Here is an 11,944-nt window from a genome sequence, read left to right on the forward strand (position 1 = left end):
TGTGCTGAGGTAGACGCCGGCCGCTGTAGGTTATTCCATCCGCGTGCGAAAGAATCTTGCGCTATGTGGTTTATACGTTTCGGTATTGTTCGTAGGCCTGTAATCGCGGGCACTGCCCTCTCTCCACCCTTGTATCTGTCGGCACTCAGTCGGCAGTTAACCGCAGAGGGTGTGTCCATGACGTTTTCACCACAAGATAAATCGCAATTTTGCCGACAGGCGCTTGCGCACTGGCCCGTCGCACAGCAGGACCTGTTTGAACGCTGGGCGCGCGGCCCGTCGGCCCAACCGGGACATGGCTGTGTGCACCACGCTATCGAAAGGCAGGCGGCGCTGGCGCCCGACGCCACGGCCGCCGTGTGCCAGGGGCAGCGCATCAGCTACGCGCAACTTGACCGGCAGGCCAATCGGTTGGCCATGCGTTTGATCGAGCAGGGGGTGAAACGCGGTGACACGGTGGCGCTGTTCGTCGAGCGCTCGATCCCGATGCTGGTAGGGTTGCTGGCGGTGATGAAGGTCGGCGCGGCGTATGTGCCGCAAGACGCCAGGATCGTGCCGCCGATGCAATTGGCGATGGTCCTTGAGGCGTTGTCCAGCCGGCTGATCCTGACCCTGTCGCCACTGCTGGAGCGCCTGCCCGAGACGCACGCGTCGCAGTGCCTGTGCCTCGATGAGTTCCTGGCCGAAGTCCCCTGGATCGCCCAGGACAATCAGCCGGTGTGCGCTGCCGTCGACCCTGACGACCTGTGTTTTGTGCTGTTTACCTCGGGCACCACCGGGCGTCCCAACGGCGTCCGTGTCAGCCATCGCAATCTGTGCAACATTTTGCTCACCGAGCCCGGGCGGATGGGCATGGCGCCGGGGCGCACGGTGGGGCAGATCCTCAATATCGGCTTTGACATGGCTGCCTGGGAAATCCTCGGCTGCCTGGCCCATGGCGCGACGCTGATGATTCGCGGCAAGCACATCGCGCCAACGGCGGCGCAGTGTGACGTGCTGATCGCAACGCCGTCGATATTGGCCACCCTCGAGCCTCGGCAGTGCCCTCTCCTGAAGGTGGTTGCGGTGGCGGGCGAGCCTTGCCCGCAAGGCCTGGCCGACCACTGGGCGGGCCACTGCGACTTCTACAACGGCTGTGGACCCACCGAAACCACCATCGTCAATACGCTGCACCGGCATGTGCCCGGCACGTTGCTGACCATTGGCCAGCCCACGCCCAATAACACGGTGTATGTCCTTGACGCTCAGGGGCAGGCCTGTGCACTGGGCGAGATCGGTGAAATGTGGGCCGGCGGTGCCGGTGTGACAGCAGGCTACCTGGGCAATCCCGAGCTGACCGCGCAGCGCTATCGGCCGGACCCTTTTATCGGTGCTGGTGCGCTGATGTTCCGCACCCGCGACCTTGGCCGCTGGACCCGCGACGGGCAGCTCGAACACCTTGGGCGGGTGGATGACCAGGTCAAGGTGCGTGGGTTTCGCGTGGAACTGGACGCGGTGTCCGCCACGCTGGAAGCCAGCGCAGGTTGCGCGCGGGCGGTCACGCTGAAACTCGATGACCGCCACCTGGTGGCGTTCGTGTCACCGGCCGGCGTCGATATCGATGCCTGCCGCCGGCACTGCGAGCAGCGCCTGGCCTATTACTGCGTGCCGTCGCGGATCTACGCGCTGGATCAGTTGCCGCTGACGAGCCGCGGCAAGGTGGATAAGGCGCTGCTGCTGCAATGGGCGCGTCAACGCCAGGCCGTGAAGGAGACCGGCGATGCTTGATGCCCTGACCCAGGTCGTTGTGACGCCCAGGGCGGGGTTATGGCGAAGGCTCGCCGCGCAGCCATTGTTTTCCTATTACCACCGCCTGTTTGCCCTGGTGATGCTCGCCAATGCCCTTGTTGTCTGGCTAGGGCCTGGCGTGCAGGCCATGGGCGTGGACACGCTGTCGAGCATGGTCCTGATCAACCTCTCGCTGGCCACGCTGATCCGTCAGCAGTACGTGATCAATGCGCTGTTCTGGTGCGTGACGCGGGTGCCGACCCGCTGGCCGCTGTGGCTGCGTCGGCGTGTGGCGAAGGTTTACCACGTGGGTGGGCTGCACAGTGGCGCCGCGGTGGCGGCGACGGGCTGGTTCGCTGCCTTGTTCGGGGTGCAGGTCTTGCAGCAGTTGCGCGAGCCGGGCAGCGTATCGGCCGTCTGGTTGTGGCTGAGCGCTGTGCTGATGACCTTGCTGCTAGTGATAATCGCCATGGCGCTGCCGTGGGTGCGAGGGCGCTTCCACAATGGCTTCGAACGTGTGCACCGCTTTGCCGGCTGGAGTGTATTGCTGCTGTTCTGGGGACTGGCGTGGCAGGCCTCCACCGAACAGCAGGCCAGTGGCACGTTCTGGATGCTGGCGCTACTGAGCCTGAGCATTGCCCTGCCATGGCTGCGCCTGCGCAGAGTACCGGTCGACAGTTTGCGGCCATCCCGGCATGTGGCCATCGTGCGCTTCACCCACACCACGCCGTTTACCGGCTCCTCCACCAGCATCAGCCTGAATCCGCTGTTGGAATGGCATTCGTTCGCCAATATTCCTGCGCCGGGCGAGCTCGGGTTTCGGCTGATCATTTCGCGGGCGGGGGATTGGACGGGCCGGTTCATCGAGCACTTGCCGTCGCATGTGTGGGTCAAGGGAATCACCACGGCCGGCGTGGCGAATGTCGAGACGTTGTTCAAATCGGTGCTGTACGTCGCCACCGGCAGCGGCATCGGCCCGGTGCTCCCGCATTTGCTGGCGGGCAACGTGCTTGTGCGGTTGCTCTGGTCGGCACGCAGCCCGCGACAGACCTACGGCGATGCACTGGTCGACGAAATCCTGCGGGCCGAGCCCGACGCGTTGATCTGGGACACCGATGCGCGCGGTCAACCAGACCTTGTGCAACTGGCCTGCGCCGCCGTGCACACCTATGACGTGGAGGCGGTGATTTGCATCGCCAACCAGCACCTGACCCGTCGTGTGGTGCAGGCGCTGGAAGCCCGGGGCATCCCAGCCTATGGCGCGATCTGGGATTCCTGAACCCCCGCGCGATACCCCGGCAGTGCATCTGCTTTGAAAAAAACTACAGTGAACAGGGAATAAACCTACATGGGATTCGTCTCATAGCACTTTTCCCCTGCGGCCATGTGCCCTGGAGCTTTTCATGGTAGATCACTCATCACCGCCGAAACCGCCACTCAGCCGCGCCAGCCTGGTTCTCAGGCTGGCGTGTATTGGTGGCGTGGTGGCGGTTATGGCCGGGGCATTTGCCTACGTCAATGGCACCCTCGACCCACAACGCCTGCGGCCGAAAACCCTGGTCAATGCTCTCGAAACCAACAACGGCGTGCACCCCGGATTCCGGCGTAACCACGCCAAGGGCATCTGCGTGGCGGGCTACTTCGAAAGCAGCGCCGAGGCCCGTGCCTATTCCAGCGCCCAGGTGTTCAACGCGGACAAGACCCCGGTGGTCGGCCGCTTCGCCTTGCCCAGCGGCAACCCGTATGCGCCGGACAGCAGCGTGCCGATCCGCAGTTTCGCCGTGCAGTTCAGCCAGGCCAACGGCCAGCAATGGCGCACCGGGATGAACAGCATGCCGGTGTTCCCGGTAGGCACGCCCGAGGCGTTCTACCAGATGCTCAAGGCGGGCGCGCCCGACCCGGCCACCGGCAAGCCGAACCCGGCGAGCATGCCGGCGTTTTTCGCCGCGCATCCGGAGACGGCGGCGTTCCTGGCGTGGGTCAAGACGGCCAAGCCTTCGGCCAGCTATGCCACCGAAACCTACAACGGCATCAATGCGTTTTACCTGGTAAGCGCGCAGGGCAAGCGCCAGGCGGTGCGTTGGGGCGTGGTGCCGCAGAGCCAGGATGCGCCGGGGGATAGCGCGCCGGCAGGTAACGATTTCCTCGAGAAAGACCTGGTGCAACGCCTGGCTGCCGGGCCGTTGCGCTGGCAGTTGAACATGACGCTGGCCAACCCCGGCGACCCGCTGGACGATGCCAGCAAAACCTGGACCGGCGAACATACCGTGCTGAATGCCGGCATCCTGGTGTTGCAGAGCAGCCAGCCGCAGGCGGACGGCGATTGCCGTGACATCAACTTTGATCCGTTGGTATTGCCCAGCGGTATCGAAGCCTCCAACGACCCATTACTGGCCGCCCGGTCGGCGGCGTACGCCAGCTCGTACCTGCGCCGCGCCGGTGAAGTCAGCCCGCTGCACAGTGCCCCCCAGGAGTCGAAGCCATGAATACCCAACCACGGTTTTTCGCGCCCCTGGCGCGCCTGCTGCACTGGCTGATGGCGCTGATGGTGATCGCCATGCTGTTTATCGGCGCGGGTATGGTGGCCTCGGTTTCAGAGCGGCATGAGTGGCTGATTCACCTGCACAAGCCGCTGGGTATCGCGATCCTGGCATTGGTGATCGTGCGGCTGGTGGTGCGCTTTTCCACGCGTCAACCGCCATTGCCCGCCGACTTGCCGCTGTGGCAGGTGCTGGCGGCCAAAGCCTCTCACGTGGTGTTGTATGCGTTGATGCTGGTGTTGCCGCTGCTGGGCTGGGCGATGATTTCGGCGGCGGGCGATCCGGTGATGCTCGGCAGCGCGGTGCAATTGCCGGCACTGGTCGGCGCGAACGCGCCGCTGTTTGCGCTGTTGCGCAAGGCCCACGGGTTTCTGGCTTATCTGCTGTTCCTGACGGTGCTGTTGCACCTGGCGGCAGCGTTGTTCCATGGGCTGATTCGGCGTGACGGTGTGCTGCAAAGCATGACCGGCACCCGGGACTGATGCCGTGGCTTGCCGGCGATGCGTGCTGAACCACGCGACCGCCGGCAAGCCTGGCTCCTGCGCGGGTTAGCGCAGGGTGCCGACGATATCGGCCACGGTGCTCAACACATCCTTGCCCAACTGTATCGAACGTTTGCCCGACCAGCCGGTGTGCGGGTTGGGGGCGTCGTCGTTGTCCTTGAAAGGCATTTCCAGGGTCAGTGACAGGCAGTCGTATTTCTCGCCGACCGCGTTGCAGGCCAGGGTCATGTTGGCCTCGCCCGGCAGGTCGCGGGTGTAGCCGTGAACGGTCTGGAAGTCGCGGGTCAGGGCGCTCAAGTGGCTGCGGAAGTGTTTTTCCAGGGCTTCGATGCGCGGGGTGTAGCCGGGGTTGCCTTCGCAACCGGCGGTAAACACATAGGGGATTTCTTCGTCGCCGTGGATATCCAGGAACAGGTCGACGCCGTATTTTTCCATCTGCTGCTGCACGAACAGCACTTCCGGGCTGAGTTCCTGGCTGGCGCTCTGCCAGGCCCGGTTGAGGTCCTGGCCCATGGCGTTGGTGCGCAGGTGGCCGTGGAAGGCGCCGTCCGGGTTCATGTTGGGCACCAGGTACAGGTCGGCCACCGCCAGCAGTTTTTTCAGCTCGGCGTCACCGTCCTGCTGCAGGCGTTCGATGATGCCTTCCATAAACCATTCGGCCATGTGCTCACCAGGGTGCTGCTGGGCAATGATCCAGACCTTGCGTCGGCCTTCGCCGCCCTTGCCGCGACGCAGCAAGGGGATATCACGGCCTTCGACACTTTTGCCGGTGGCCAGCAATTGGGTGCCCGCACGGCTCAGGGCCTGGGCGATCAGCCCGTCATGGCGTTCACGGCTGTAGGGCTCGAAGTAGGCAATCCAGGCGTGCTTCTCGCGCGTCTCGAGGCTGATGTGCAGGATCTCGCCGTCAAAGCGCGTGGGCACACGGAACCAGTTGATATGGTCGTAGGAGGCCACCGCGTTGTAGCCGCTCCACGCATGGCGGTAGGACGACTTGCCGGCGTTGCTCAGGCGGAACGTGTGGGTGTGGCCCACGTGCATACCTTCGGCCTTGAAGTGGAACCACTGGAAATGTTGGCTGCGCGTATCCGGGTTGATCGCCAACAGCAACTGGTAGGCATCGCTGGCGTCGAGCACCTGGATATTGCCACTGTCGAAGTCGGTGCTGATCTTGATGGAGGTCAAGGCCACGGTCATAGTCTGGTTGCCTGATTATGAGTGTTGTGGCGGCTATCTTACACACGAGTCTGGTAAAGACTGGACGCAAAGTTGTTGCGGAGGAGGGGGGGCGTCGTCCCTGACGCCGCCGCAGCTTAGAATCTATGAGATTGATTCTCAAGCGCTATTTCGCAGAGAACTGGGCTAGAGCGCTCGCACGGCTTTCTTTTGACGATGGTCTTTTGCTACCATGCGCGCCATCGAGCAACACACAGTCTTCATTAGCCTGAAGCCATGCCAGGAAAACTGGCAAAAAAAAGACCCGGCCAAAGAGCCGGGTCAAAAACCGTGATTAGCCTGATGAGGAGATATTCCAAGAGTCCGACCTAAGGTCCCTTGGTCTATCGACTGATCTCGCGATCAGCTGGGTCCAATAATAATCATTATCATTTGCAAGTCAAATGTTTTTATCCGTGTGATAGAAATATTTTTCCTTCGCGCCGCTTAGGCGCTCGCCTGAGCGTCAGGCGCTTGCAGTGATCGCTCCACCATCGCCTTCGCCATATCAATCAAATACACCACTGAAAAGGCCAGGTCGCGTTGGTTGCCCTGATGGCTGCTCGCTGATTCGTAGGCGGTGGCCGCGGCACTGCGCAACAGGTCCGAGGCGTGCACCAGGGCCTCCTCCTGGCTGATGCCCGGCTTGATGGCGAAGAACGTCCCGTCCGGGGTTGGCGTCGACATATTTTCTTTCAAGTAAAAGTCCAACGCGCGCTGTGCTGCGCCGCTGCTGCGCAGGTCGTGCAAGTCGGCATTTTCGCAAGGGTCAGGCAGGAGATACGGGCTCGTCGTCATAAGGGCGGTGCTCTGGGGTGAGTGTCTAAAACCTTGAGTTCGATGATAGTACGTATCGTATTCATGTCGTTTTATGGATTACTACAAACTGTTTATTGCCCTGGAAAATCCGTGACGTATCGTCTGGCGCCATGGATAACTGGATAGCGTTGGTCAAGGCCAACATGGAAGACCGCAAGGTCACGCAGGTCGAACTCGCCGAGCGCTTGGGCATGTCCCAGGGCGGGATCGGGCATTGGCTCAACAAGCGTCGGGTACCGAGCCTGGCGGACATGAACCGGGTGCTCGAAGAGCTGGGGCTGGGATACCTGGAAGTGGTGCTGCAGATCCGCGAGAAGACCGCCGGGGACCGGGCTGCGCCGACCCGCTACAACCCGTATTTCCGCTACCCGGTCAGCGACTGGAAAGGCCTGTGCGAACTGCGCGAAGAGCGCCCGGCCTATGGCGCCGCCCGCTTCGAGCTGACCGATTACCACGCCCGTGGCGAGGCCTTCTGGCTGCCGGTCAGCGGCGACGCAATGACCGCGCCCAGCGGTCTCAGCATCGGCGCCGGGTCGATGATCCTGGTCGACCCGGCGTTGGCGGCCGAACCGGGCAAACTGGTGGTTGCCCAATGGGCCGGCCATCCCCAGGCGACCTTCCGCCAACTGCTCGAGGAGAGCGGCCAGCGGTACCTGGTGCCGCTCAACCCCACCTACCCGAAACAGTTGCTCACAGACGCGTGTCGCATCCTGGGCGTCGTCGTGCAGGCCACGGCGAAGTTCTAGCCCGCCGCGTCGAGTTCCACCAACGCCGCGCCCTCGGCAACCATTTCGCCTTCCTGGCAGAACAGTGCCTTGACCACCCCGGCCTGGGGCGCACGGATGCTGTGCTCCATCTTCATGGCTTCCAGCACCACCAACTGCGTGCCGGCCTCCACCGTTTGGCCAACATCCACCAGCACCCGCACGATGCTGCCATTCATCGGCGCCGTCAGGCCGCCCTGATGCGACTGGTTGGCGTCGACCGCAGCGATCGGATCGAACAGGCTCACGCCGTGCACCTCACCGTCCCAGCGCAGGAACACAGTGTCTCCGCTGCGAACTGCGAGGTGCGCGCGACGCACGCCCTGGTGCTCGGTCAGCAACTGCTCGCCGTGCAACTGCGCGGCATCTGCCGCCAGCGTGACCAGCCGATCCTGCCCATTGCAGCTCAAGTGCAGCGACACCTCGGCCGGCAAGCCGAGGCGCAGGCCACGGTTGTCCGCCCAAGGCCCGTCAGCCGCCGGCAAACTCTGCATGAAGGCCGCACCCGCTGCCTGCCAGAACGCGTCGCTCAAGGCGCCGGGCACCGGCAGCAACTCCTCCTGATAGCGCGCAATGAACCCGGTATCCAGCTCGGCGGCGGCAAATGCCGGATGGCCGATAATGCGCCGCAGGAAACTCAGGTTGGTCTTCAGCCCGCCGACGGCAAACTCATCGAGCATGCTCGACAGGCGCAGCCGCGCCTGTTCACGGTTCTCGCCCCAGGCAATCAACTTGCCGAGCATCGGGTCATAGAACGGCGAGACGTTGTCGCCCTGTTCGACGCCACTGTCCACCCGGCGGCCCGGGCCAGGGGCCGATTCGCGGTACAGCGCCAGGTGCCCGGTGGCGGGCAGGAAATCATTCACCGGGTCCTCGGCATACAGGCGCACTTCAATCGCATGGCCGATCAGCGGCACCTGTTCCTGCGTGATCGGCAGCGCCTCGCCCTGGGCGACACGAATCTGCCAGGCCACCAGGTCCAGGCCGGTAATCGCTTCCGTGACCGGATGCTCCACCTGCAGTCGCGTGTTCATCTCCATGAAGAAGAAGTCGCCACGCGCATCCAGCAAGAACTCCACGGTGCCCGCGCCGACGTAGCCGATGGCCTGGGCCGCGCGCACCGCCGCCTCACCCATCGCCCGGCGTTGTTCAACGCTCAGGCCGGGTGCCGGCGCTTCTTCGACGACTTTCTGGTGGCGCCGCTGGATCGAGCAATCGCGTTCATTGAGGTACAGGCAATGCCCATGCTGGTCGGCAAACACCTGGATTTCCACATGGCGCGGCTTAAGCAGGTATTTCTCTACCAGCATCTGCGCGTTGCCGAACGACGACAGCGCCTCACGCTGGGCAGACGCCAGGGCTTCGGCCAATTGGCTGACGTCCTCGACCACCTTCATGCCCTTGCCGCCACCGCCGGCGGTGGCCTTGAGCAGTACGGGATAGCCAATGCGTTCGCAGGCGGCGCGAAAGGTGTCGAGGTCCTGGGCTTCGCCGTGATAACCGGGCACCAACGGCACGCCGGCTGTTTCCATCAGGGCCTTGGCCGCCGACTTGCTGCCCATGGCGTCGATGGCCGAGGCGGGCGGGCCGAGGAAGATCAAGCCAGCGGCTTCGATCGCACGGGCAAAGCCGGCATTTTCCGACAGGAAGCCGTAGCCCGGATGGATCGCCTGGGCGCCGCTGGCCTGGGCGGCGGCGATCAGTTTGTCGATCTGCAGGTAGCTCTCGGTGGCCTTGCTGCCACCCAGGTCGACACGTATGTCGGCTTCGCGGCTGTGCCGCGCATCGCGGTCGATGGCGCTGTGCACGGCGACTGTGGTCAGGCCCATGGCCTTGGCGGTGCGCATCACCCGGCAGGCAATTTCGCCACGGTTGGCCACCAGCACGGTGGTCAATGTGCTCATGAACGCGGCTCCTGTGCCTGCCAGCCTGGCTGACGTTTTTGCAGGAAGGCGCGTAAGCCTTCCTGGCCTTCGGCGCTGACACGGATTCGCGCAATGGCATTTTCGCAATAGCGGCGCAGGGCCGGGGTCAGTGCACCGTTGCCGACTTCGCGCAGCAGGTCCTTGCTGGCGCGCATCGCCGCCGGGCTGTTCTGCAGCAGGTTGGCGATCCACTGTTCCACTTGCCCGTCGAGTTCGCCGAGGGGATAGCTTTCCGCCAACAGGCCGATTTCCCGCGCGCGCTGGCCGCCAAAACGTTCGGCAGTCAGGGCATAGCGGCGCGCAGCACGCTCGCCAATGGCCTGGACCACAAACGGACTGATCACTGCCGGTGCCAGGCCGATGCGCACTTCGGACAGGCAGAACTGCGCGTCGTCGGCGCCGATGGCCATGTCGCAGCAACTGATCAAGCCCAGCGCGCCGCCATAGGCCGCGCCTTGCACGACTGCCAGGGTGGGGATTTTCAGCTTGGCCAGGTTGTACATCAATTCCGCCAGCTCGCGGGCGTCGTCCAGGTTGGTGTGGTAATCCAGCTCGGCCGACTGCTGCATCCAGGCCAGGTCGGCGCCGGCGCTGAAGTGCTTGCCGCGCCCGCGCAGGACCAGGAAACGCAGGGACGCATCTGCCTGGACCTGGTCGAGGGCGATGATCAGCTCGCGGATCATCTCGGCATTGAACGCGTTGTTCTTGGCTTCACGACTGAGCCACAGCGTGGCAAATCCACGGCTGTCGGTGATCAGTTCGAGGGTGTTGAAGTCGCTCATGGGGTATAGCTCCATTTACATGCGGAACACGCCGAAGCGGCTCGGCTCGATCGGGGCGTTCAGTGCGGCGGACAGGGCCAGGGCCAGCACGTCGCGGGTCTGCAGCGGGTCGATGACCCCGTCGTCCCACAGGCGCGCACTGGAATAGTAGGGATGGCCCTGGGTTTCATACTGATCGAGGATCGGCTGCTTGATCGCGGCCTCTTCTTCGGCGCTGAACCCATGGCCGGCCCGCTCGGCCTGCTCGCGCTTGACCTGCACCAGCACGCCTGCCGCCTGTTCGGCGCCCATCACACCGATGCGCGCGTTGGGCCACATCCACAGGAAACGCGGGTCATAGGCGCGGCCGCACATGCCGTAGTTGCCGGCACCGAAACTGCCGCCGATGATCACGGTGAACTTCGGCACCTTGGCGCAGGCCACCGCGGTGACCAGCTTGGCGCCATGCTTGGCGATGCCGCCGGCCTCGTATTTTTGCCCGACCATGAAGCCGGTGATGTTCTGCAGGAACAGCAACGGAATCCCGCGCTGGCAGGCCAGTTCGATGAAGTGCGCGCCTTTTTGTGCGGCTTCGGCGAAGAGAATCCCGTTGTTGGCGAGGATCGCAATCGGGTAGCCGTGCAAGTGCGCGAAGCCGCATACCAGCGTGGTGCCAAACAGCGCCTTGAATTCATCGAACACCGAACCGTCGACCAGCCGCGCAATCACTTCGCGCACATCGAACGGCTGCTTGGCATCGGCCGGGATCACCCCGTAGAGCTCTTCGCTGCTGTACAGCGGTGCCACGGGCGGGCGTTGGCTTACCTGACCCTGCTTGCGCCAGTTGAGGTTGGCCACGCTGCGCCGGGCCAGGGCCAGCGCGTGTTCGTCGTTGTCGGCATAGTGGTCGGCCACGCCGGAAACCTTGCAATGCACGTCGGCACCGCCGAGGTCTTCGGCGCTGACCACTTCACCGGTTGCGGCCTTCACCAGTGGCGGCCCGGCGAGGAAGATGGTCGCCTGGTTGCGCACCATGATCGCTTCGTCGGCCATCGCCGGCACATAGGCGCCGCCGGCGGTGCACGAGCCCATTACCACGGCGATCTGCGGGATGCCCTGGGCGCTCATGTTGGCCTGGTTGAAGAAGATCCGTCCGAAGTGCTCGCGGTCCGGGAATACCTCGTCCTGGCGCGGCAGGTTGGCGCCGCCGGAGTCGACCAGGTAAATGCACGGCAGGCGGTTCTGCTCGGCGATGGTCTGGGCGCGCAGGTGTTTTTTCACCGTGAGCGGGTAGTAGGAACCCCCTTTCACCGTCGCGTCGTTGGCGACGATCATGCACTCGACACCTTCAACGCGGCCGATCCCGGCGATCACCCCGGCGGCGGGTACGTCCTCGCCGTACACCTGATGGGCGGCCAGTTGGCTGAGCTCAAGGAACGGCGAGCCCGGGTCGAGCAGGCGATTGATACGCTCGCGCGGCAGCAGCTTGCCGCGCGAGGTGTGGCGTTCCTGGGCCTTGGCGCCGCCACCTTGCTGCACATGGGCGAGCAGGGTGTGCAGGGCGTCGACCTGTTGGCGCATTGCCGCGCTGTTGGCGACGAATTCCGCCGAGCGTGGGTTGAGCTGGGTGTGCAGGGTGGCCATGAGTGC

Annotated in this window: 10 protein-coding genes; 5 read left to right on the top strand and 5 right to left on the bottom strand. The window is 64.0% G+C overall.

The features are described 5' to 3' along the window. The first annotated feature begins 177 nt into the window (after positions 1–177). The 4 genes from AC07OJ_RS24655 to AC07OJ_RS24670 all read left to right on the top strand — a co-directional run bounded on the left by AC07OJ_RS24655 (position 178) and on the right by AC07OJ_RS24670 (position 4,789). Entirely contained in the window at positions 178–1,767 is a 1,590-nt protein-coding gene (locus AC07OJ_RS24655) for an amino acid adenylation domain-containing protein (protein WP_495095359.1), read from the top strand. Then, complete coding sequence (locus AC07OJ_RS24660; protein WP_495095360.1) at positions 1,760–3,046, top strand: ferredoxin reductase domain-containing protein; 1,287 nt, start codon at positions 1,760–1,762, stop codon at positions 3,044–3,046. The genes AC07OJ_RS24655 and AC07OJ_RS24660 overlap by 8 nt, the downstream gene beginning before the upstream one ends. A 124-nt stretch (positions 3,047–3,170) precedes the next feature. Continuing rightward, positions 3,171–4,253 (top strand): catalase family peroxidase, encoded by a 1,083-nt coding sequence (locus tag AC07OJ_RS24665; protein WP_495095361.1) that lies wholly within the window; start codon positions 3,171–3,173, stop codon positions 4,251–4,253. After that, positions 4,250–4,789, top strand: coding sequence for a cytochrome b (locus AC07OJ_RS24670; protein ID WP_495095362.1), 540 nt, complete (start codon positions 4,250–4,252; stop codon positions 4,787–4,789). Before AC07OJ_RS24665 ends, AC07OJ_RS24670 begins: the two co-directional genes overlap by 4 nt. Positions 4,790–4,855: 66 nt before the next feature. Here AC07OJ_RS24670 and AC07OJ_RS24675 read toward each other — a convergent pair whose 3' ends face one another. After that, positions 4,856–6,007, bottom strand: a complete 1,152-nt coding sequence (locus tag AC07OJ_RS24675) for a M14 family metallopeptidase (RefSeq protein WP_213551201.1) — start codon at positions 6,005–6,007, stop codon at positions 4,856–4,858. Positions 6,008–6,472: 465 nt separating this feature from the next. Continuing rightward, complete coding sequence (locus tag AC07OJ_RS24680; RefSeq protein WP_065901086.1) at positions 6,473–6,823, bottom strand: DUF6124 family protein; 351 nt, start codon at positions 6,821–6,823, stop codon at positions 6,473–6,475. 131 nt (positions 6,824–6,954) lie between these two features. On the opposite strand from AC07OJ_RS24680, the gene AC07OJ_RS24685 reads away from it, so the two are divergent. Beyond that, positions 6,955–7,590 (top strand): LexA family protein, encoded by a 636-nt coding sequence (locus tag AC07OJ_RS24685; RefSeq protein ID WP_262134686.1) that lies wholly within the window; start codon positions 6,955–6,957, stop codon positions 7,588–7,590. On the opposite strand, the gene AC07OJ_RS24690 is transcribed toward AC07OJ_RS24685, so the two are convergent. The 3 genes from AC07OJ_RS24690 to AC07OJ_RS24700 are packed head-to-tail and all read right to left on the bottom strand — an operon-like array spanning position 7,587 to position 11,938. Next, complete coding sequence (locus tag AC07OJ_RS24690) at positions 7,587–9,512, bottom strand: acetyl/propionyl/methylcrotonyl-CoA carboxylase subunit alpha (protein ID WP_495095363.1); 1,926 nt, start codon at positions 9,510–9,512, stop codon at positions 7,587–7,589. The two genes, AC07OJ_RS24685 and AC07OJ_RS24690, sit on opposite strands and share 4 nt — an antisense overlap. After that, positions 9,509–10,315: a gamma-carboxygeranoyl-CoA hydratase gene (locus AC07OJ_RS24695; protein WP_065901076.1), complete on the bottom strand. Its 807-nt coding sequence runs from the start codon at positions 10,313–10,315 to the stop codon at positions 9,509–9,511. The genes AC07OJ_RS24690 and AC07OJ_RS24695 overlap by 4 nt, the downstream gene beginning before the upstream one ends. A gap of 15 nt (positions 10,316–10,330) precedes the next feature. Beyond that, the gene (locus AC07OJ_RS24700) at positions 10,331–11,938 is read right to left on the bottom strand and encodes a carboxyl transferase domain-containing protein (protein ID WP_065901073.1); all 1,608 of its coding nucleotides are present in this window, start codon (positions 11,936–11,938) and stop codon (positions 10,331–10,333) included. Positions 11,939–11,944: the final 6 nt, after the last annotated feature.

The organism is Pseudomonas sp. GW821-FHT09C08, assembly GCF_059418125.1.